General features: G+C 45.7%; 18 protein-coding genes. 2 read left to right on the top strand and 16 right to left on the bottom strand.

What is annotated here, in order from left to right:
* Window positions 1–6: 6 nt before the first annotated feature.
* From ACLHG7_RS16195 to ACLHG7_RS16230, 8 genes are all read right to left on the bottom strand, one after another.
* The gene (locus tag ACLHG7_RS16195; RefSeq protein WP_410211998.1) at window positions 7–777 is read right to left on the bottom strand and encodes a TenA family transcriptional regulator; all 771 of its coding nucleotides are present in this window, start codon (window positions 775–777) and stop codon (window positions 7–9) included.
* A 171-nt stretch (window positions 778–948) separates the two neighbouring features.
* Window positions 949–1,380 carry a roadblock/LC7 domain-containing protein gene (locus tag ACLHG7_RS16200; protein WP_410211999.1) on the bottom strand — a complete coding sequence of 144 codons (432 nt, stop codon included), beginning with the start codon at window positions 1,378–1,380 and terminating at the stop codon, window positions 949–951.
* Between the two features lie 5 nt (window positions 1,381–1,385).
* Window positions 1,386–1,928: a GTP-binding protein gene (locus ACLHG7_RS16205; RefSeq protein WP_410212000.1), complete on the bottom strand. Its 543-nt coding sequence runs from the start codon at window positions 1,926–1,928 to the stop codon at window positions 1,386–1,388.
* A 26-nt stretch (window positions 1,929–1,954) separates the two neighbouring features.
* Window positions 1,955–2,923 carry a hypothetical protein gene (locus ACLHG7_RS16210; protein WP_410212001.1) on the bottom strand — a complete coding sequence of 323 codons (969 nt, stop codon included), beginning with the start codon at window positions 2,921–2,923 and terminating at the stop codon, window positions 1,955–1,957.
* Window positions 2,924–2,992: 69 nt separating this feature from the next.
* The gene (locus ACLHG7_RS16215) at window positions 2,993–3,349 is read right to left on the bottom strand and encodes a roadblock/LC7 domain-containing protein (protein WP_410212002.1); all 357 of its coding nucleotides are present in this window, start codon (window positions 3,347–3,349) and stop codon (window positions 2,993–2,995) included.
* Between the two features lie 211 nt (window positions 3,350–3,560).
* A complete protein-coding gene (locus ACLHG7_RS16220; RefSeq protein WP_410212003.1) occupies window positions 3,561–4,112 on the bottom strand; it encodes a TPM domain-containing protein in 552 nt (183 codons plus the stop codon).
* Entirely contained in the window at window positions 4,106–5,173 is a 1,068-nt protein-coding gene (locus ACLHG7_RS16225) for a TPM domain-containing protein (protein ID WP_410212004.1), read from the bottom strand. The genes ACLHG7_RS16220 and ACLHG7_RS16225 overlap by 7 nt, the downstream gene beginning before the upstream one ends.
* 3 nt (window positions 5,174–5,176) lie before the next feature.
* Complete coding sequence (locus tag ACLHG7_RS16230) at window positions 5,177–5,785, bottom strand: LemA family protein (RefSeq protein ID WP_114898051.1); 609 nt, start codon at window positions 5,783–5,785, stop codon at window positions 5,177–5,179.
* 253 nt (window positions 5,786–6,038) lie between these two features.
* Between ACLHG7_RS16230 and ACLHG7_RS16235 the strand changes: the two genes are divergently transcribed.
* The gene (locus tag ACLHG7_RS16235; RefSeq protein ID WP_410212005.1) at window positions 6,039–7,211 is read left to right on the top strand and encodes a branched-chain amino acid ABC transporter substrate-binding protein; all 1,173 of its coding nucleotides are present in this window, start codon (window positions 6,039–6,041) and stop codon (window positions 7,209–7,211) included.
* Window positions 7,212–7,290: 79 nt separating this feature from the next.
* Window positions 7,291–8,775 carry a hypothetical protein gene (locus ACLHG7_RS16240; protein ID WP_410212006.1) on the top strand — a complete coding sequence of 495 codons (1,485 nt, stop codon included), beginning with the start codon at window positions 7,291–7,293 and terminating at the stop codon, window positions 8,773–8,775.
* 7 nt (window positions 8,776–8,782) lie between these two features.
* Here ACLHG7_RS16240 and ACLHG7_RS16245 read toward each other — a convergent pair whose 3' ends face one another.
* The 8 genes from ACLHG7_RS16245 to ACLHG7_RS16280 all read right to left on the bottom strand — a co-directional run bounded on the left by ACLHG7_RS16245 (window position 8,783) and on the right by ACLHG7_RS16280 (window position 21,487).
* A complete protein-coding gene (locus tag ACLHG7_RS16245) occupies window positions 8,783–9,202 on the bottom strand; it encodes a glutaredoxin family protein (RefSeq protein ID WP_410212007.1) in 420 nt (139 codons plus the stop codon).
* Window positions 9,203–9,338: 136 nt separating this feature from the next.
* The gene (locus ACLHG7_RS16250) at window positions 9,339–10,760 is read right to left on the bottom strand and encodes an FAD-dependent oxidoreductase (RefSeq protein WP_114898048.1); all 1,422 of its coding nucleotides are present in this window, start codon (window positions 10,758–10,760) and stop codon (window positions 9,339–9,341) included.
* 192 nt (window positions 10,761–10,952) lie between these two features.
* The gene (gltB, locus tag ACLHG7_RS16255) at window positions 10,953–15,464 is read right to left on the bottom strand and encodes a glutamate synthase large subunit (RefSeq protein WP_410212054.1); all 4,512 of its coding nucleotides are present in this window, start codon (window positions 15,462–15,464) and stop codon (window positions 10,953–10,955) included.
* Window positions 15,465–15,925: 461 nt separating this feature from the next.
* Window positions 15,926–16,804, bottom strand: coding sequence for a hypothetical protein (locus ACLHG7_RS16260; protein ID WP_410212008.1), 879 nt, complete (start codon window positions 16,802–16,804; stop codon window positions 15,926–15,928).
* Window positions 16,801–17,901: a 3-dehydroquinate synthase gene (gene aroB / locus ACLHG7_RS16265; RefSeq protein WP_410212055.1), complete on the bottom strand. Its 1,101-nt coding sequence runs from the start codon at window positions 17,899–17,901 to the stop codon at window positions 16,801–16,803. Before aroB ends, ACLHG7_RS16260 begins: the two co-directional genes overlap by 4 nt.
* Window positions 17,902–18,005: 104 nt before the next feature.
* Complete coding sequence (aroK, locus tag ACLHG7_RS16270) at window positions 18,006–18,524, bottom strand: shikimate kinase AroK (RefSeq protein ID WP_410212056.1); 519 nt, start codon at window positions 18,522–18,524, stop codon at window positions 18,006–18,008.
* 98 nt (window positions 18,525–18,622) lie between these two features.
* Entirely contained in the window at window positions 18,623–20,914 is a 2,292-nt protein-coding gene (pilQ, locus tag ACLHG7_RS16275) for a type IV pilus secretin PilQ (RefSeq protein WP_410212057.1), read from the bottom strand.
* An 84-nt stretch (window positions 20,915–20,998) separates the two neighbouring features.
* Window positions 20,999–21,487 (bottom strand): pilus assembly protein PilP, encoded by a 489-nt coding sequence (locus ACLHG7_RS16280; RefSeq protein WP_410212058.1) that lies wholly within the window; start codon window positions 21,485–21,487, stop codon window positions 20,999–21,001.
* Window positions 21,488–21,508: the final 21 nt, after the last annotated feature.

Consider the following 21,508-nt stretch of genomic DNA (forward strand, 5'->3'; position numbering starts at 1 on the left):
AGATGGTCAAATCGCACCATAGCAATGGTCAATCGCGAGATGATAATAGCCTAAACCCTGTTCAGCCGCATGACGGGCTTTTTCTTGTTGTACAGGATCATGGTCACACAGACGCTTCACTAACTCCATCGCTTCATGCGGATGCTCATCATCATACTGCGCATGCGCACGAAGCCAAGCCAGCGTACGCGTATCAATCGTCATCCCAGCTTTGTTTGCATAAGCCTGCATTCCTTTGAATACTTTGATGGTCCAATCTCCTGTGGCCCATTCAATCGCAAGATTAGTTGCAGCAATACCCTCAGCCAGTGTGCCGTAAGTATTGATATTCCATAAGAAATGGTTGACAGCATTCATCGCAGGTGGCGGAGTAACGTGATTGAGTGCAGAAATCGGTACACCAAAACCCTCAGCCCAATCACGATACCAAAATAAATGACGCTCTTCTGTTTTGATGTTACGGATCAGCCAATTACGTGCTTCAAGCACGCCAGGTTGTTCAAAACGAATCGCTTTGGCCAAGTTCAGCGCCATATAAGAAGGGAAATGCCCAACCAATGGATAAAGATTCAGCAGCGCGTATTTAAACCCCTCATGGGTCATTTTGCCATCGGCAATATCTTGAAAAAAAGGATGATTAGCGACTTGATCTTTAAGTGGCGTCAAAGACTGCCAAAACTCTGCAGCCCAACCCTTGTGAGGAGTCAGTTCTAAAATCTTGGAATATGAAGGCTGTACGGCAGATTTATCGTCAGCTTGTGTCACTAGGGTATTCATGATACTGATACTCCCTGCTCAGTAGGGGCTTGCGAACTACTTTTATTAATTACATATTATTTACAATTTGATAGTAGCCGCACAGAGATTCTTTGGCAATATAAATCTAATATTTGCTTAAATAATAAACAAAAATATCCTTTCAATCAAACCAGAAAATTGCGTTTGCGTTCAAGCGCTATATTGCCGTTCAAGTTGAGCAATCTTCTGTGAGCTTACTTTAATTCTATGAAGTAAGTTGCCGAGTAAAACTGTACTGTCCGTAATAACTACCATCACCATCGGATGATCTGCCGCAGGAATAGAAACAATCAAGGCTTTCCCATTTTCCGCATCCAGTGTAATTGACTGACAGCCGACTAAATTGATCTCGGTTAAGAATGCCTTTACCAGTGCCAGAATCGAACTACTCACAGCCGCAAATTTACCGGCCTCGAAAACTGGCTTTTTATGCACCGACGTGAGCTCAAAGCCATCTGTAGATGCGAGCAGCACACTATCAATGCCTTGTAGATCATTCAATAAGGCACCGATTTCAATATGCGCAGCCTGAACCAGAACCTGAGGGGCTTTCCTTCCTAATGGAACATTCAAACCATTCATACTCACTACTCCCCGTCTTTAACATTCATACGCGCCTCAAAGGAAGCAATGATCACTTCAACCAACAGCAAAACATCTTCGCGATGTCTAGCATCCACTGTAAATAAAGGATAGTTGAGCTCGTTCTTCTCCAACCACTCCCGATAGATCGCAACTGGGCGCTCAAGCATCTCATCGACATGGGTCACACCGATGACAAGATGATTTATTTTCCCCTCAAAGGCGTGAATATAATGTTGCAAATCATCAAGCGGATTTGCAGCCGTATGGTCAATAAGAATGACTACACTCAAAGCGCCTTGCGCGATAATCGGCCAAATGAAGCTAAAACGCTGCTGACCCGGTGTACCATACAGCCCGATCTTGGTATGAGAGTCTAAAGTAATCTCACCGTAATCAATGCCTACTGTAGTCAGCATCTTCTGGTGTGCTTCCTGATCGGTATTCGTCACTTCTGTCGTTAGAACAGAAATATCCGATAAGCTGGCAATCGCTTGCGATTTACCTGCCCCCATAGGACCACTGAATACGATTTTGTATTGTTGCATATTTAATTCATCGTCATCAAAAAAGACTACAACCCTAAACGAAGTCGTAATTTAGAAAAAAATCCACGTAATCCCAAAGCTTCGCGGCCAGACATCATCCCTCGTGCAACCGATGAATGACTAAACTCGGCAAGAGAATGCTTCGCAAGATTTGCGGCAATCAGTGAAGAAGCAAAATGCTGAACACGTGGCAAAGAAATCTGACTCTTCTCGGCCACCTCACGCACTTTATAACCATGCTCGAAATATGCAGCCATACGTAAGGTATCTTTCCGATCAGATACCTTTGGATGAGGCCAGAACTTCAAATGGATATAGTCCTCTGGGGAAGCAAGTGTTAGTAAACGATCAGCCTGCCATAAGGTTTGCCAAATCCACTGGCGTAAATCATTAGGCGAATCAACAACTTCACGACCATCTTTATTGGTCGAATACATCACTTGCCACGTATGGTCGACTTGATCGGTTTTCGACTCAGCTTTGGTTAACCATATCTGCTCTTTGCGCGTATTGACAATCCCGATCAAACCGTCCGCATTTAAAATTTTTGTTGGACCCGCTTCTTTGTCGTGTACTTTTTCAAATAGCGAAAAATCAATCTGTTGATTGATCAATTGATCTGATTTTTGCGAAAGAAAATGACTAATTGGCAACGAAGATAGTTTAGGGAGCTTGGTATAGAGCCACTCTTGTAGTGATGTTAATTCTGCAATCGGTAAATACAACGTCTCATTTCTAAAGACCCCGTCTAGCCCAAACTCGGTAGAAACTTTTAGTATAGGAATCTGACGACCAGATAGCATCCTGGACACATTCGCAGAATCTACAAATGCGCTATGTACAATCAATAAATCAACAGTCGGCTCTGCAAGATTCACCCAGCGCAAATCGAAATGACTTGGAATAATCTGACGAAGACAATTTCGAATCGTTACGGTCGTCCCCACACTGAGACCGACGATTGATATATCCACTGAACTTTGCGGCATGCTCATCTTGAAGTGTCACTAAAAAAATTTAAGGTGAAAGCAGTGAGAAAGCTCTCACTGCCTGATTTCATTGAATCAAGAAAAATCGAGTTCTTTTTCAAAGGATTTCAATTCATGGCGCGCCATTGCAAGATTTGACTTGCTACGATCAAGTACCACGTAGATAAACAACTTATCATTGCGTTCCAGCGGGCGAATCAGGTGATATTGCTTGCCAAGGGTAATCAAAATATCTTCGATGCTGTCATTCAGTTTCAGTGCACTTGCAACTTTGCGTTTTGCACGAATAACTTCCGTATTACCCGCCGCAGCCAGCTCTAGATCAATTCCTGAGCCTGCGACTGCCAATGCAAGACCACTGTCACTATCAACAACTGCTGCAGCAAGAAAACCATCGATACTAGACAACCCATTTAAGTTAATTTTGGACATGACGAGACAACAACCTCTGTATAGAAATTTACAAGGAATAAAGAAAAAAGTGTTTAATAAACAACAGAAATAGCTCAGTCGACGTCGCCATTTACCACAGAAATGTGATGTAAATCACACTAATTGAACTATAGCTTATTTTTATACCATTTGGTTGGTATAAATATCACCAAACGAAATCAAATGTCTAAATTATATACAGATTAATTTTTTATAAAAAAAGAGCAGCATCACTGAGTTCATTCCCCGCTTCAGAATCAAGAACTGTATAAAACTCAAGCAAAGTTTGACCGATCAACTCGATACCCAGAACCACACCATGCTGATGTTTATTATCACCAAGCTTGGCGGTGATTTGCTGGCAAATCGTCAGCCAGCGATCAGGCGCAATTTTGGCATTAATGCCACGATCTGCCACGATTTCAACGCGATGCTCACAGAGATTAATATACAACAACACACCACTATTGAGTTCGGTATCCCAGACACCCAACGATGCAAACAAGTCACGTGCGCGACCTGTTGCCCCTTGGAATAAGGCAGTATTTAAAGGGAGATGCCCCTCAATAACAACCTTAATCTCGCCTGCATGACCTGCCTCCGCAGCTTTGACCGCCTGCTCAATCGCAGATCGTGCAGCAGTATCGAACTGATAACGCTCCTGCCAGCGAAAGTAAAATAACTGCTTTAGCCAGCGCATAAAACTTGTCGTCTCGATCAGATGATTCGGATCTAACTTTGTTTGTAAAACATCAGTTACCATGAGCCCGAAGCGCCTCCGCCGCCAAATGAACCACCACCACCGCCATAGCCGCCGCCACCCGAACCGCCTCCGCCTCGGCCACTCATGCTCATCAGAATATTCAAGAACGGCAAAATACCCACAAGCAATAAAATAAACACGCCTCCGCCCAGCAGTAAACTGCCGGCCAGACCCAGACCGGAGAAGAGGCCAACCCCTACACCTGCTGCTGCAAGTCCAGTTGAATTGAGTACCCGACCAAAGATCATTTGGGTGAACTGACCGACCACAACCAAAACCAGCAAGATTAAAATCAGACTACCAGAAACCACATTACCTTGACCAGAATGCGATGCCTGTTGTTCCGCTTTTAATTGGTCTGCTGCTGCTTTTGCAGTCTCAGGATCTTGTTGCAAAATACTATCGATGCGATCAATCCCAGCATTCAAACCCGCCGCATAATTGCCTGTCTTAAACTGCGGGGTAATTTGTTCGCGGATGATTCGAGAAGCGATGACATCTGGAATAATGCCCTCAAGTCCATAGCCGGTTAAAATCTGCATCTTGCGATCTTGCACGGCAACAACGATCAATAAGCCATTATCGCGCGCGGCATCCCCTAACTTCCAAGCAGTAAACACCCGACCCGCATAATCAAAAATGGTTTCACCTTGCGTCGTTTTGACCAGAATCAGACCAATTTGGGCACGACCGGCGGTATGAATTGCACGCAGCTTATCACTGATCTGCTGATTCTCTGCAGCACTCAGCGCACTCGCCTGATCAATCACGGGAGTATTAAGCGTAGGCAGTGTTAAAAAGCCACCTCCAGCGTCAACTGCCGCAGGTGTACTGGCGGCGGAGGCCACTGGTGCACTGGCTGATCTGGTTGCTAACGGCGTCGCTACCAAATCTTTAACTGGCTTTAAAGCCGTTGTTTTAGCAACTTGAGCGGCGATAACGGCATCCGCATCATCTTCAGCAGCCCAAGCAATCGACTGCCCGATCATGCTCACCAGCATGACGAGCAGCAGCGTATAGAGCCGCATCATTGATGAGGTCGCAAAAGCGCGAGCATTCATGCGTTATGATCCGCTAAAACTAACCGTAGGGGCTTGTGAAACCTGCGCTTCATTGGCAACACTGAAGTTGGGTTTGGTGTGCATGCCAGTCACTTTAGCGGTCAGGTTGGATGGAAACTGACGCACGGTCACGTTGTAGTCCTGTACCGTGGAGATATAGCGGTTGCGTGCCACGGTAATGCGATTCTCCGTGCCCTCTAATTGCGAAGACAAATCAAGGAAATTCTGGTTGGCTTTAAGATCCGGATAGTTTTCGGTCACAGCCATCAAACGAGATAATGAGCCTTGCAGTTGATTCTGTGCATCAATGAACTTCTGGAACGCTACAGGATCATTCACCAATTCAGGCGTCGCTTTAATCCCTGCAACAGAAGCACGCGCAGCAGTCACTTCAGTCAACACTTTTTCTTCATGCGTTGCATAACCTTTAACCACATTCACAAGGTTCGGAATGAGATCAGCACGGCGTTGATATTGGTTCAATACCTCCGACCAACTGGCGTTGACGGCCTCGTCTTTGGCCTGCAAGGTGTTATAGCCACAACTTGGCAAGGTGGTCAACAGTACCGTAGATAATGCAACCGCTGTCAATAAACGACGTGTCATGATCATATTCCTTAAATCGCCCAATTCAAAAATAGGTGTAGCAAAGTCATAACAATAGCGCATGTCTCGCTATAAATGACGTAGTGAATTGTTAAGCACGTTTATTTCCGACCAAATCCTTTGAATCATTGAACAGCAGACCTCATCAGCGTAAATGAGCTTGCATCCTTAAGCACATGCTTTCCCATAAAATGAATATAGAAGGCTCTAATTTCATGTTATCTTTCTATATGATATTTTTATACGATTCAGATATAGCATGAACCTACATAGTCCAATCGCCGCCCCTGTCATCCGTTTCAGTAAAGTCTTTGGCATCGCTTTAATCGGCATTGCCTTAAGCCAGTGTGGTAAGAAAACTGAAGATGCGAATACTAATACCGTTACGATTGGTGTAGTTGGTGCACTGACCGGAGCACTGGCCCACTATGGCAAGGATGAAGAGAATGGTGTACGTCTGGCCATCGATGATTTAAACGCACAAAAACTTGTGATCGCGGGTAAACCTGTCGTCTTTAAAATTCAAAGCGAAGATGATCAGGCTGACCCTCGCAACGCAACCGCAGCTGCGCAGCGGCTGGTCGACGCGCATGTCAATGCTGCCATCGGTCATACCACATCCAGTACAACTCTTCCCGCATCAGCACTCTATAATGCAGCAGGCATTCCCCTTATCGCCTGCGCAGTGACCAATCCGAAATACACGCAGCAAAGCTTTCCTTTCGCCTTTCGTTTGATCGCCAACGATGTGCAGCAAGGCCAAACTCTGGCAAAAATCGCAGCACAACATTTCGGCGCAAAACGCATCGCGATCATTGATGATCGTAGTGCCTATGGTGTCGGCATGGCCGATGAGTTTGAAAAATACCTCAAAACAATCAATGGCAATTTGATTACCCGTGAATCTGCCAGCGACAAAGAAACCGACTTTAATGCGGTGCTCACCCGGATTAAAGGTAAGAACCCTGATCTGATTTTCTTTGCTGGGAATGATGGTCAAGCGGCTGCAATGATCATTCAAGTGCGAAATCTAGGCATTAACGCACAGTTTATTGGTGGCGATGGCATGAACACGCCTGAGTTCATCAAATTGGCAGGAAAATCTGCGGAAGGAGTCGTGATCACTTCTGCGGGTCTGCCTCTTGAAAAGATGCCACAAGGAGCCTCCTTCAAACAGCGTTTTGAACAGAAGTATGGCCCTGTACAGCTCTATTCGCCTTATTACTATGATGCGACCCAAGTGATTGCCAAGGCTATGCAGGCTGCCAATTCAACTGACCCCAAAGTATATGCCCCAAAAATCAAAGACACCAATTATGCAGGCGTCACCAATCAGATCCAGTTTGATGACAAAGGCGATTTGAAAACAGGACAGATTACAGCATACCAAGTCAAAGACGGTAAATGGGTAGAGCTGGTCGGAGTGAATTGAATCTGAGAATATGAGTTCAAGTGGAATCGTTATGCTACGATTCCATTTTGTATGATTTGATTCAAGGATAGACATCCCCATGCGCTCTTTAAAACATCGCACTCAAAGGGTTAAAAGGCTCTCGTTGATTGCGCTCATTGCAATCATGGCTGGATGTCAAAAAGATCTCTCGAATTCCTCGTTACAAGCACCTCTGATCAATACCCCTCTATGGAACTCCAATTGCTTAGATACGGCGATACTGCCATCCTATGAAGAACAACGTCTCAAGAATGTCTTAGTACTAAATGGCAAACCTTTCGCAACTCAAATCCTTGAAGCATCCGGATTTGATCGTTTCGCACCTCAATTTTCTCACGACTTATGTGATATCCAGACGATCAAATCATTTGATGACAGTCAAAGATTGGTCAAAAGTGCTGGAATAGCACTGTGGCAAGCTGCTGTTAATCGTGTCCAAGGTCAGGAAATTCAGGGTACCGTACCGCAGAGTGATGATCGAATGCTGTACTGGGCACGCTTGCAAATGACATTAATTTTGCGGCAGTGGAAACCCTCATTCACACTCACTCAAACACAGCGCGAAGAATTACAGTGGATCTTAGAACGTGCTTCACGTGGACAATATTCCATTCTGTTCCCTTCCGATTCACATGTGAAAACAATCATCATCAGTGGATTTGATCCTTTTACGCTAGGAACGCCAGGAGCAGATCACCCATCGACAAAGATTCGTATTGGTAATCCTTCAGGCGCTATCGCATTGGCTTTAGATGGCAAGACCTTCAAGCTACCGGATGGGTCCACAGCCGTCATCCAAACCTACTTACTACCTGTGAACTACAGTGATTTCCAAAAAGGCATGCAGGAATATACAGTAGCCCCCTTCTTTCAAGGCAAAGATCATGTGCTGGCTTCAATTACGATGAGTCAAGGTGGCAAAGGCGTTTTTTGGATTGAGAACTGGCATGGTCGTTATCATGCAACGAATTTTGCGGATAATGCTGGCCGCATCATCCCTGCAACTTTACCTTCTGTTGAAGACGCCAGTATTGATCCACCTGCTGACATTCTGGGTTATAACCCTCGTCCATGGGTTCAGGATAAGCCCAAGCAATTTACCGTGACGAGTCTGCCTGTCAACGCCATTTTGGCTGCCCATACAGGGAAATCAATCGTTAATCCTGAAACCGCAAAGCTGGGTGGTTATGATGTCATCTGGCATACACCCTACAGTGTTTTCCCAGATTGCCAGAAGATGACTACTCAAGATTTTAACAGCGAAGCCCCGCCGCCCAAAATTCCTGCTGCACCCCTTGCCAATGCTTGTGCACAAAAAGGCAGCGGTGGAAACTATCTCTCTAACGAAAGTGGCTATCGCAATACGCTACTGAGGGATATCTATAACCCTTATATTCTTGCAGGTCATCTGCATGTACCTGTCATGACCAACTTTAAGCCAGGTGATGACGATCAGATCAGCGATGCTTTATTTGAAGCGTATCGGGATAGTATTGTTCAGCAGGCGACGGAGATTGTGGGGGCTATTGTGAAAGCATTGTGATTGTTACTCACATCTCCAGCCCCTTCACTTCATATCCTGCATGATAAAAAACCGACTGCAAGCGATCCACATCTAATCCATCAACCGTCTCATGACCAACGACTGTCACGGGTACACCTGAAATATGATTTTCTTCGGCATAACGCTTCCCTTCGGTTGAATTTTCAACATCGTGGTCTAAATAAGGTGCACCGCTCGCATCGAGACTCGCCTTTAGATGCTTACAGTAGCTACACCATGTCGCGGTATACAGATGAATGACTTCACGCCCCTGACGTACTGCATTATTTGCCCGGACTGAATCCATATCTTGTGCAGAATCATTTTGTGTAATCAGGGTCTGAGCATGTTGCTTGTTCCACCAATGATAAGCGCCTAATGACACCAGTAAAATCAAAACAACAGTAGAAAAAGAAGGTCTATTCATGATGATTTCTTATATTTTTCGATAGTCATTGTTTAAGTGTAGCTGGATTCTAATACCAATAATCACTCATGATCATAAAAAAAGCCCATCCAATGATGAGCTTTTTTTATTTATACAACCTAAATTCAAACAAACATTAGATCTTTAGATAATCCAATATCCCTTCAGCGGCTTGGCGACCTTCCCAGATTGCGGTAACGACCAGATCAGAACCACGCACCATATCGCCACCCGCAAAAATCTTTGGATTGCTGGTTTGGAATGGGAATGCTTGATGTTCTGGTGCAGTCACACGACCTGAACCATCTAAAGTCACGGACTGGCTAGCAAGCCATGCAGCTGGGCTTGGGCGGAAACCAAAAGCCAAAATCACAGCATCAGCAGGCAGAATTTCTTCAGAGCCGGGGATTGGCTCAGGGCTGCGACGACCACGGCTATCAGCCTCACCCAATTGTGTAGTCACAACCTTCACACCAATCACACCATTGGCATCGCCAACAATTTCGATCGGTTGACGGTTAAACAGAAACTCAACACCTTCTTCACGCGCATTCTTCACTTCACGGCGTGAACCGGGCATATTTTCTTCATCACGGCGATACGCACATGCAACATGCGATGCACCTTGGCGAATTGCGGTACGGTTACAATCCATCGCGGTATCACCACCGCCCAAGATCACGACGCGTTTGCCTTCCATGCTGATATAGTCAGTCGGTGACTTCTCCCAGCCTTGGCAACGGTTCACATTGGCTATCAAGTAATCCAGTGCATCATAAACGCCATTTAACTCTTCACCAGCAAAACCACCCTTCATGTAGGTATAGGTACCCATACCCATGAACACAGCATCGTAATCAGCTAATAGCTCATCAATGGTTACATCGACACCCACATCGGTGTTCAAGCGGAATTCAATGCCCATGCCTTCAAAAATGGTGCGACGACGAATCATCACATCTTTTTCCATTTTGAATTCTGGAATACCAAAAGTCAGCAAACCGCCAATTTCTGGGTTTTTATCGAAGACCACGGGTTTAACACCAGCACGCACAAGCACGTCTGCACAGCCCAGACCTGCAGGACCTGCACCAATAATCGCTACTTTCTTATCAGTCCAAACGACTTTGGACATATCTGGGCGCCAGCCCATAGCAAACGCGGTGTCAGTAATGTATTTTTCAGTATTTCCGATCGTCACCGCGCCAAAGCCATCATTCAGCGTACACGCGCCTTCACACAAACGATCTTGTGGACAAACACGACCGCACACTTCTGGCAAAGTATTAGTTTGATGAGACAATTCAGCCGCTTGAAATAACTGTCCTTCGCTAATCAGCTTAAGCCAATTGGGAATGTAGTTATGTACAGGGCATTTCCATTCACAGTATGGATTGCCACAGTCCAAACAACGATGAGATTGATTAGCAACTTCTACTTTTTCAAAAGGTTGATAAATCTCAACAAATGCAGTCGTACGCGTATCAATATCTTTTTTCTCAGGCTCTTGTCTTGCAACATCGAGAAACTGAAAATCATTACTTAGGCGATCAGCCATGTGTCATCCTCACTGGGTCAGCACGATTGCGCGTGCGTGCCTGCTATTGCATTAAATCGTAAATATCGTTCAATACGCTGACAGATTATTATTGCTTATGCGATTGCTGCGTATTCTATAGCGAATCAACAACCAATTTATGACGATCTTACCAATCACGCGAATAAAATCACGTGATTGGTGAACCAATCCTTATTGTGGATCAGCTTTGGTCGTTTTCAACAAGCTGGCAAGGCTTGCCGCTTTGGGTTTGACCAGCCAGAACTTGCGGCTGAACTCATCAAACTCATCCAGTACCTGTTGACCCCAAGCACTGCCTGTCGCTTCAACATACTCTTCGAGCACTTCAACCAGATGCTGACGATGCTCTTCAGTCGATTCTGAACTGATACGGTTCAAATCAATTAACTCATGATTGCAACGATCAAAGAAGTCACCTTCTAAGTCAAGTACGTAAGCAAAACCACCTGTCATCCCCGCACCGAAGTTCAGGCCCGTACGACCCAACACGGTCACAAGTCCGCCCGTCATGTATTCACAGCAATGATCACCCGCACCTTCGATCACAGCATGACAACCCGAGTTACGTACGGCAAAACGCTCGCCTGCTGTTCCTGCTGCAAAAAGCTTGCCGCCTGTTGCACCGTACAAACAGGTATTTCCAATAATCGCAGTATCTTGCGACTTAAATGGAGAACCTTTCGGTGGATAAATGGCGATTTGACCACCAGCCATGCCCTTGCCGACGTAGTCGTTGGCATCACCTTCAAGATCAATATGCAAACCACCAGCGTTCCAAACACCTAGTGATTGTCCTGCCGTCCCGTTCAGCTTCAAGGTGATCGGTTGATTGCTCATCCCGAGGTCACCATGTAGCTTGGCAATCTCACCCGACAAACGCGCACCAATCGAACGATTTCCGTTCATGACTTTATAGCTGAACGTGCCGCCAGACTTGGCAGTAATCGCATTTTGCATATCCATCACCATCTGTTCTGCAAGGACGCCGCGATCAAACGGTTCGTTACGCGCAGAGGTACAATATTGATCATTACCTTTTGCTGAAGCATGGGTCGTCAATATTGGACGCAGATCCAAATGGTTTTGTTTATCAGTTTGACCTTCTAAACAAGTCAGTAGATCAGTACGTCCGATGAGGTCTTTTAAGCTCTTGACACCCAGTGCTGCCATCCATACGCGGGTTTCTTGCGCGATGAAATGAAAGAAGTTGATCAGCATTTCAGGCTCGCCGATGTAATGCTCTTTGCGCAAGTGATCTTGCTGTGTTGCCACACCGGTCGCACAGTTATTCAAGTGGCAAATACGTAAGTACTTACAACCCAAGGCGATCATCGGTGTGGAACCAAAACCAAAGGACTCAGCACCCAAGATTGCGGCTTTGACAACATCCAGCCCAGTTTTCAAACCACCATCGGTTTGTACACGTACCTTACCGCGCAAGTTATTCACACGCAGCGCTTGATGCGCTTCGGATAAACCCAGCTCCCAAGGCGAACCCGCATAGTGGATCGATGACAACGGTGATGCTGCCGTACCGCCATCATAACCAGAAATCGTAATCAAATCGGCGTAGGCTTTCGCAACACCGGCTGCAATCATCCCCACACCCGGACCCGATACCAACTTCACCGAAACCAGCGCTTTTGGATTGACTTGTTTCAAGTCAAAAATCAATTGCGACAAATCTTCAATGGAATAAATATCATGATGCGGCGGTGGTGAAATCAAGGTTACACCAGGTACTGAGTAACGCAAACGCGCTATCAGGGCATTCACTTTACCACCAGGTAACTGACCACCTTCACCCGGTTTTGCACCTTGTGCCACTTTGATCTGCAACACTTCAGCTGAAGATAGGTAAGCGGGGGTTACACCGAAGCGACCTGATGCAACCTGTTTGATTTTGGAGTTCTTAATCGTGCCGTAACGTGCTGGATCTTCACCGCCTTCACCAGAGTTCGAACGACCACCAATGGTGTTCATCGCAATAGCAATTGACTCATGTGCTTCAGGGGACAACGCACCCAGTGACATACCCGCAGAGTCAAAACGCGGCAGAATCGCCTCAATCGGTTCGACATCTTCAACCGCAATGCTGTTGCTGGTATCAAGACCCAGCAAATCACGCAAAGTCGCTGTCGGGCGCTTGTTGACCAAATCAGCGTATAACTGATAGTCCTCAAACTTGCCTGAACGCACAGCCGTATGCAGGTTATTAATCACGTCCGGATTAAATGCATGGTATTCTTTATTAAAGACAAATTTCAGCAAACCGCCCTGTTCAATCGGCTTACGGGTTTGCCATGCGAGCGTAGCCAGTTTCTTTTGATCATTTTCCAGATCAACGAAACGTGCGCCTTCGATACGGCTCGGCACACCTTTGAAGCAAAGATCAACCACTGGACGAGACAGACCAATCGCTTCAAATAACTGGCCAGCACGATAAGATGCAACGGTTGAAATCCCCATTTTTGAGAGAATTTTCAGCAAGCCTTTATCAATTCCTTTGCGGAAATTGTTTTGTGCATATAACGGATCACCCAACAAATCGCCTTTGGCAATCAGATCATTGATCACGTCATAAGCAAGGTACGGATAAACTGCGCTGGCACCAAACCCGAGCAACACCGCAAAGTGGTGAGGATCGCGGGCTAAACCGGTTTCAACCAGAATATTACCATCCGCGCGTACAGCCTGCTCAGACAAATAATGATGAACTGCACCCGTTGCCAAAATCGCATTCGCAGGAAGATAACCTTCACGGATATTACGGTCAGACAAGTTAATAAACGTTGCCCCACCACGTACTGCATCGGCCGCTTCAACACAAATACGACGCAGAGCCGCTTCCAAACCTTCCGCTTCTGGATAGTTTAGATCGACGGTATGCATCTGATATTCCGCACGATCAAGCGTGCGAAGTTGATGCATTTTGCTCGCGGACAGAATCGGGCTCGACACAATCACACGCTCAGCATGCTCAGGGGACTGTTCAAACACATTTTGTTCACGACCCAGTGAGCTCTCAAGCGACATCACAATCGATTCACGCAATGGATCGATTGGCGGGTTGGTCACTTGGGCAAACTGTTGACGGAAGAAATCTGCCACATGGCGAACTTGGCGAGACAATACAGCCATCGGCGTATCATCACCCATCGAACCAACCGCTTCCTGACCGCTTTCAGCCAATGGACGAATGATCTGATCACGCTCTTCGAAGCTGATCAGGAACATCTTTTGCGCAGCTTTCAGCGCATCGCCTTTCAAACCAAATTCTTGCAGACTTTCTTCTAGATCATCGTCAGTCTTGATATGAACCGCATGATCACGCAACCATTTTTTGTAGGGATGCGTCGATTTCAAGCGGTTATCAATATCAACAGTGCGCAGTAGCTCGCCAGTTTGCGTATCTGCAACCAGAATCTGACCGGGACCCACGCGACCTTTGGAAACCACATCTTCAGGCTTGTAGTCCCAAACACCGATTTCAGAAGCGAGGGTGATATAACCATTTTTGGTGATTACCCAGCGCGCTGGGCGCAGACCATTACGGTCAAGCATACAGATTGCGTGACGACCATCCTGAATCACCAGACCTGCAGGGCCATCCCAAGCTTCCATGTGCTTTGAATTAAATTCATAGAATGCATGCAAGTCCGCATCCATGGTTTCAACGTTCTGCCATGCTGGTGGAACCAGCATACGCAGCGCACGGAACATGTCCATGCCGCCACCAACCAGAATCTCCAGCATATTATCCAAGCTTGAAGAGTCTGAACCGGTACGATTCACCAACGGTTTAACATCCAGTAACCCGGGCAACAATGGGTTTTCAAATTTTGGTGTACGCGCAACAGACCAGTTACGGTTTGCCGTAATAGTGTTGATCTCACCATTATGTGCCAAGTAACGGAAAGGTTGTGCCAAGGCCCAGCGCGGCGCAGTATTAGTAGAGAAGCGCTGATGGAAAACAACAATATGAGAGGTTAAGCGCTCATCGCTTAAATCCAAGTAAAAGGATGCGATATCCTTCGGCATCATCAAGCCTTTATAGCTGATGACCGTACTGGCAAGAGAAGTCACATAAAACAAAGGATCGTGTGTCAATTGGCTTTCTGCACGACGACGCGCCAAGAACAATTTACGATTGAATTCTGGTGCTTCCATTCCCTCAGGTGCCGCAACGATCAACTGATCAAATGCAGGCAATGAACGCAGTGCAATCTCACCCAAAATATCGACATTGATCGGGACAGGGCGCCAAGTCGCAACGGTCAATCCTTCTTTGGTCACTTCTGCAGCCAGTATCTCGCGAGAGTGTTGTGCCAAAGTTGCGTCGGTATTGAGGAAAATCGTACCTACTGCAAATAATTCAGGCAACGTCACACCAAGTTTCTTTGCTTCTGCGCGGAAAAAATCTTTTGGCATCGCCAATAACAAACCGCATCCGTCACCCGTCTTGCCATCTGCCGCAATGCCGCCACGATGGGTCATACAGCTTAAGCTGTGAATCGCTGTCTGAAGTAAATGATGACTGGCCTGCCCCTGCATGTGGGAAATCAGACCAAAGCCACAGTTATCCCGAAAATCTTCAGGTTGATACAGACCCGTCACTGCCGCATCAGAAATCGATTCAGATGAGCAATGGGCTTCCGAAGAAGATGTAGCGAGCGGCGACATATGCATGGCGTACCCTTAAATAGAAAGCAAAAGAAATATCAAAACAACACAATAGATACTTGTTACGACACTAGACGCTTGTCAAACTTGTTATGACGGTCAAGCGAAAACCTGACTCATCCATCCTATACGTTAGTGAATCATTAAGACATGCGACCAGTTTCATCGTCCAAAGTAGCACGACAAAATAAACGATGACAGACAAAACGGCTTAATAGTGTAAAGAAAAACTCACGCGTACTCAAATGCAATGCTTGATTTATTAAATACAACACAAATGCAACATAACCATATTATCGCATTTATCCAACGCTTTGCACATGCTCCCTTGTCCCTCAAACATCAAAAAATACCTAACATCACGCAAATAAATACAGATTTACTCGAGCATGTTTCACCCATAAAAAAGCGCCATTTCTGACGCTTTTTTATACTACTGATCAATTTAAAACAAGATCTCTTTAATTAAATGGATCTTGCACAGGCCCTGTTGAAGAAGCAGCACCTTTAGATTTTGAGTTAGATGGTGCAGGGGCAACTGGATCTGCAGCAGGAGCATCAGGAAGCCCACTAAAGCCATCGACATTCGCCGGTAGAACCGTCTTAGATGTTGGCGAAGGCGACGTAGTCATTGCAGCAGAAGACTCAGCCGCAATCTCTGCGAGCTTATCCTCAATCGCATCCGTTGGTGGAGGGATAGCAACTGGTCTTAACTTCACCTGACGTGGCGAGTTTGCAGAAGACTCCACCATATTTTCATCACTATCACTCACAAAAGGTCGATAGCTTGAAAAGCGCTCAGGAAAAGCTTTCACGCTGGATGGCAAGCCAAAATCCATGGTTTGCGCAGCGCCTAAAGCCGTTTGTATAGCTGGGAATGCACCGTAGGTCAAAATAAAGCTTTCGTCTTTTGCACCTTTGTTATAACGAAAATACTGAAAACGCGAACGGTCTGAACGTTTTGCTAAAAAGTCAGTAATCACGCTTTCTTGTGAAACATTCATCACTTGTAGCGTCCAATCACTTTGATGCTCGGTAATAAACGCTAAAGCTTTAAATTCAGCAGCATGTGCAGCTTCTGGTCTATTAGAAGTAATTTTGGTCAAATCCAATACGGGCACAATATCGGACAAAGTACCTAAGTTCGCAGGGAACTGATCAGGTGTCATCGTTTTAGATGCAGCTTCAGTTTCAGCAAAGGATCGCTCTTTAGTCACGCGACTGGCGAGTTGTAGCCAAATCCACAATATGGCACTCGCCGCTAATATGATGACGGCGCAAACAAACCACGTCTTCGGATAAAAATTAGGCGGCTTAGGTGCCGATAGATTTGAGCTCATATCACCTCTACGCCTGGGGTTTTATTTCCCAAGGTTTGCATTAATAGCTGTAAATCAAATTCACGCGTAATAACGCCTTCACCGATTCGTTTCAACAACACCAATCGTAGCCGCCCCTCTAACACCTTTTTATCTTGCCCCATCAGCGCCAAAAAGTCATCTGGTGCAATGTCAGGCACATTCACAGGCAAATTCGCGGCAAGCAATATATTGCGAATACGTGCAACATCATCAGCCGCAATCCAACCTAACCGAGCGGATAAATCAGCCGCCATAAGCATACCGACTGCAACAGCCTCGCCATGCAACCACTGACCATACCCCATATAAGATTCAATTGCATGACCAAAAGTGTGTCCCAAATTGAGTAGAGCTCGCTCACCCATCTCATGCTCATCGGCAGCAACAATACGGGCTTTATGCGCGCAAGAACGATAAACTGCTTCTGCAAGTTTTTCAGGATCACGCGCCACAAGTTCAGTCATATGCTTTTCCAGCCAGACAAGAAAGTCCACATCTCCGATTAGGGCATACTTAATCACTTCGGCAAGCCCCGCGGATAGCTCACGATCTGGCAAAGAATTCAAGAGCATCATGTCAGCCAAGACAGCTTTAGGCTGTTTGAATGCCCCAATCATGTTTTTACCCAGTGGATGGTTTACTCCCGTTTTACCGCCGACACTCGAATCGACTTGAGACAATAATGTGGTCGGCACCTGCACAAAGTGCACCCCGCGCTGAAAACTTGCTGCAGCAAAGCCCGCCATATCCCCAACCACACCACCACCTAAAGCCAAGACCGTACAATCACGATTAAAACGATTCGACATCAATGCATCAAAAATCAGGTTAAGACTCTCCAACGTCTTATAAGACTCGCCATCCGGCAATATGCACTCTGCAACGGTTTTTCCCGCATCTTTCAAAACATCCCGATAACGCGCCAGATAAAAAGGGGCTACAACTGTATTGCTCACGATCATGACTTGATGGCCAGCGATATGGGGTAACAAATACTCAGCTAAAGACAAATGCCCGCCAATATAGATCGGATAACTACGCTCATTTAAGGCGACATGAAGGGTTTGTACAGCCATCGAGGCAGATTCGGCTTCGACTGAAATCAATTGCGGTGTCATAGAAAGAAGAGTTCAAAAGTGTAGATAAAAATATACCACGAATGGTTGGACATCATTTATTGTTATTTTATCGCGTTTGGTTGAATGATCTGAATAATTTTTTGGGCAAGTTCCCGGGCTGAACCATCTAATGTCATGACCACATGGTGAGCAATCGAACGATAAAGCGGATCTCTGATCGTCAGCAATTCGCGTAACCGTGCTTCAGGATTACTGGTTTGCAATAAAGGACGATTACGATCTCGAGAGGTTCTTGCGACCTGCATGGCAACAGGCGTATACAAATAAATAACCGTGCCTCTTTGACGTAAATATAAGCGACTTTGTTCTCGAGTTACTGCACCGCCACCCGTCGCCAAAACAATATTATTCATCGCAGTCAGTTCCGCGATAACAGCTTCTTCACGCAGCCGAAAACCCGCCTCTCCCTCCTTCTCAAAAATCCAAGGAATAGTAGCGCCAGTGCGTCGTTCAATTTCATGATCTGCATCAATAAAAGTACGACCCAGTAGATCGGCAAGATGCCTCCCTACTGTAGTTTTACCAGCTCCCATTGGTCCAACTAAGAATAAATTACCCATAAGTACATTATTCGTTGTTGAATCAGTGGAAGCCACTTGTGTTGCATTATGCATCTAAACACCCTGCATCAACCGCTTAGCATCTAAACCTTAAAGAGTTAAGGTTTAGCGCTTTGATTTACCTGAGTGGTGCTATTAACCAAACGTGGCGTGACAAAAATCAACATCTCTTGTTTATTATTGGCCTGAAGCGTATGTCTAAATAAACGACCTAGATAAGGTAAATCACCTAGGAAGGGAACTTTAGTTGTACTGCTTGAAATCTGATTCTGGAAAATACCACCCAATACAACCGTCTGTCCATCATCAACCAATACATTTGTTTGTAAACGGTTAGTGTTGATTGTCAATTGTCCGTTTGGTGCGGCATCACCCACACTGTCAGCATTAACCATCAACTCCATGCCGACACGGCCATCAGGCGTGATACTTGGGACAACTTCCAAGCTCAGCTCAGCGTTCACAAAAGCGATAGACGTTGCGCCGCTGGAGGTTGATTGCTGATAAGGAATTGTTGTTCCCGCTGCAACCCTTGCTTTCTGTTTATCCAAAGTTAAAACTTTAGGTGTTGCAATAACCTCACCTTTACCATCGGCTTGCAGTGCTGAAAGCGTTAAATCCAGCATAATATCTGAAATGCTCATCACACCAAGCGCAATGCTGCTGGCACCAGAACCGGTCGCTGCTAAATCCACACTCAAGTTATCTGGACGCGTGATTGTGTAGCCTACCCCTGTCTGACCATTCAAAGTCGTACTTTGCGGGTTACGTAGATCAAACAATGTCGTTTCGCTACCACCAACCAACAAGTTTGGCCGACTTGCGGTGCCATGAGAGAGAATCCCCCATTGCACACCCAATTCCTTACTAAAGGTATCTGATGCCCTGACGATACGTGCCTCAATCATGACTTGTTTAATCGGCACATCAAGACGCGCAATCATCTCCCGAACTTTATCAATAGTAGTAGCAGTATCTTGAACAATAAGAGTATTTGTTCGCGTATCAACCGAGACGGTACCACGTGATGATAATAAACTCCCTACATTAGCATCACCTCCTGTACCTCCAGCAACGGTACCACCACCACCACCACCACCATTATTACGACCAGAGGTTATTAAAGTAAATAAATCACTTGCCTTTGCATAACTCAATTGAATATATTGCGTCGTCAACGGCGCCAGTTGTTCAACTTGGCGATTATTTTGAATTTCAATCTTCTCACGTGCAGCTAACTCATCCGCAGGCGCAATCATAATCACATTGCCATTGCGACGTTTATCGAGACCTTTGGTTTTTAACACTATATCTAAAGCCTGATCCCAAGGCACATTCTGCAGACGAATTGTAATTTTGCCTGCAACCGTATCACTGGCTACCAAATTAAGGCCGGTAAAATCAGCAATTAACTGCAAAACTGAACGCACCTCAATATCTTGGAAGTTTAATGATAACTTTTGTCCAGTATACGTTGGAGGTTTTGCTTCAGCCGTCTTTTGCTGAACAACTGGCTTCACGCTGATCGTAAGTTTATTATCAGCTTGGTAGGCCAAATACTCAAAATCTCCCTGTGGCTGAATCACCAATATGCCATTATTGCCTTCATTATAAGCATCAATAGTTTTAATTGGAGTGCCGAAATCATTCACGTCTAAACGGCGACGTAAGCGCTCAGGTAACTTCGTACCCAGGAAACGCGCAATGATTTTAGTCCCTTGCTGTTGAACGTCAACGGGTGCATTCGGGTTATTCAGCGCAATGAGAACATTGCCCTCTCCCGATCCACCACGACGGAAATCAACATCGGTCACTTCATAGGCGATACTTTTGTTTCCGGCTACAGGTGTAACCGCATTCACAGGTGCAGTTGTAGCCACAGTTTTAGCGGCAGATGCTTTAGTACCGCCAACTTTCAGAATCAAAGTATTCCCTTCAACACGGGTTGAATACCCACTGGCTTGACTCAAGTTTACAACTAAACGTGTTCTCTCAGCATTATCAACTACCGCCAAGCTACGTGCATTTCCTGAACCAATATCCTGATAACGGCTCGCTAAACTACTTTTTGCATTAGGCAGATCAACAACCAATCGTGCTGGCTTATCTAATTGATAAGCTTGCGGGTTAGGTGGAGTACCATCAAATGCAAGACGAAGCTCAGTCTCATTATTCGGCAATGCCGTCGTATTTATTCCAGTGAGCGTCACCGTGCTACTCGCATAAGCCGTCATCGTAATCGCACAAGCACTCACGATAGCTAAATGCATAGGCAATGCTTTTGTCACAAAACGACGTGCGACGGAACGCATTGCCAACTCATGCCCCATCCTTAGGTCGAAAACCTTTTTAAGGTCACGTGCTGACTCTTTAACGCCACTAACTTCCATGTCATTTACCCCTTGACCCAACCAATTCGATAGCATTTGACTTACCATACTGCTACTGCTCATCATCGTTATCCTCAAAATTTGTTATCCGCCTGCATCAACCATGATTAGGCTACGTGGCCGCTCAACAAAACCATCCTTTCCATCAGGGACAATTTCAACCAAGTTAACTTGGGTAGGCGTAATTCCCACGATACGCCCATAATTTTTACCCAAATAATTACCGACTTGAACGCGAAGCACACCACCTTGAGGATCTTCAATCAAACCATAAAGAGGACCTTTTTGATTATGTATTGTCCCACGCATACGCAGATTTTCTAATGGAAATTGTTCTAAAAACTGCAACGGTCGACTTAAATCCGGCATGACGTGACGCCCTGCCATGACCTTCATTTCTTCAGCAAGACTCAGAGCAATGAATGGACTTCGGAACCCTTGCGCAGCATACGTAAAAGTAGGTACTGGCAAGAACACGGGTGCAGGGGTAATGGGCAAAGTTGGTTCGTTATGAATTTTCTGCATTTCCATTGCAACACCATCAACCCGAGAGCTACAGCCAGTTAACTGCATGACTGCTAAAAGCACCCCTCC

The sequence above is a fragment of the Aquirhabdus sp. genome (assembly GCF_046462495.1).
Lineage (GTDB): Bacteria > Pseudomonadota > Gammaproteobacteria > Pseudomonadales > Moraxellaceae > Aquirhabdus.

What these genes read in the sequence shown, in the direction of transcription:
- ACLHG7_RS16245 (WP_410212007.1), bottom strand. Translation starts at nt 9,202, where the DNA reads ATGAATAGACCTTCTTTTTCTACTGTTGTTTTGATTTTACTGGTGTCA.
- ACLHG7_RS16235 (WP_410212005.1), top strand. Translation starts at nt 6,039, where the DNA reads ATGAACCTACATAGTCCAATCGCCGCCCCTGTCATCCGTTTCAGTAAA.
- ACLHG7_RS16250 (WP_114898048.1), bottom strand. Translation starts at nt 10,760, where the DNA reads ATGGCTGATCGCCTAAGTAATGATTTTCAGTTTCTCGATGTTGCAAGA.
- aroB (WP_410212055.1), bottom strand. Translation starts at nt 17,901, where the DNA reads ATGGCTGTACAAACCCTTCATGTCGCCTTAAATGAGCGTAGTTATCCG.
- ACLHG7_RS16280 (WP_410212058.1), bottom strand. Translation starts at nt 21,487, where the DNA reads ATGCAGTTAACTGGCTGTAGCTCTCGGGTTGATGGTGTTGCAATGGAA.
- ACLHG7_RS16230 (WP_114898051.1), bottom strand. Translation starts at nt 5,785, where the DNA reads ATGATCATGACACGTCGTTTATTGACAGCGGTTGCATTATCTACGGTA.
- ACLHG7_RS16240 (WP_410212006.1), top strand. Translation starts at nt 7,291, where the DNA reads ATGCGCTCTTTAAAACATCGCACTCAAAGGGTTAAAAGGCTCTCGTTG.
- ACLHG7_RS16225 (WP_410212004.1), bottom strand. Translation starts at nt 5,173, where the DNA reads ATGAATGCTCGCGCTTTTGCGACCTCATCAATGATGCGGCTCTATACG.
- ACLHG7_RS16195 (WP_410211998.1), bottom strand. Translation starts at nt 777, where the DNA reads ATGAATACCCTAGTGACACAAGCTGACGATAAATCTGCCGTACAGCCT.
- ACLHG7_RS16210 (WP_410212001.1), bottom strand. Translation starts at nt 2,923, where the DNA reads ATGAGCATGCCGCAAAGTTCAGTGGATATATCAATCGTCGGTCTCAGT.
- ACLHG7_RS16215 (WP_410212002.1), bottom strand. Translation starts at nt 3,349, where the DNA reads ATGTCCAAAATTAACTTAAATGGGTTGTCTAGTATCGATGGTTTTCTT.
- ACLHG7_RS16205 (WP_410212000.1), bottom strand. Translation starts at nt 1,928, where the DNA reads ATGCAACAATACAAAATCGTATTCAGTGGTCCTATGGGGGCAGGTAAA.
- ACLHG7_RS16200 (WP_410211999.1), bottom strand. Translation starts at nt 1,380, where the DNA reads ATGAATGGTTTGAATGTTCCATTAGGAAGGAAAGCCCCTCAGGTTCTG.
- ACLHG7_RS16220 (WP_410212003.1), bottom strand. Translation starts at nt 4,112, where the DNA reads ATGGTAACTGATGTTTTACAAACAAAGTTAGATCCGAATCATCTGATC.
- gltB (WP_410212054.1), bottom strand. Translation starts at nt 15,464, where the DNA reads ATGTCGCCGCTCGCTACATCTTCTTCGGAAGCCCATTGCTCATCTGAA.
- aroK (WP_410212056.1), bottom strand. Translation starts at nt 18,524, where the DNA reads ATGGGTAATTTATTCTTAGTTGGACCAATGGGAGCTGGTAAAACTACA.
- pilQ (WP_410212057.1), bottom strand. Translation starts at nt 20,914, where the DNA reads ATGGAAGTTAGTGGCGTTAAAGAGTCAGCACGTGACCTTAAAAAGGTT.
- ACLHG7_RS16260 (WP_410212008.1), bottom strand. Translation starts at nt 16,804, where the DNA reads ATGAGCTCAAATCTATCGGCACCTAAGCCGCCTAATTTTTATCCGAAG.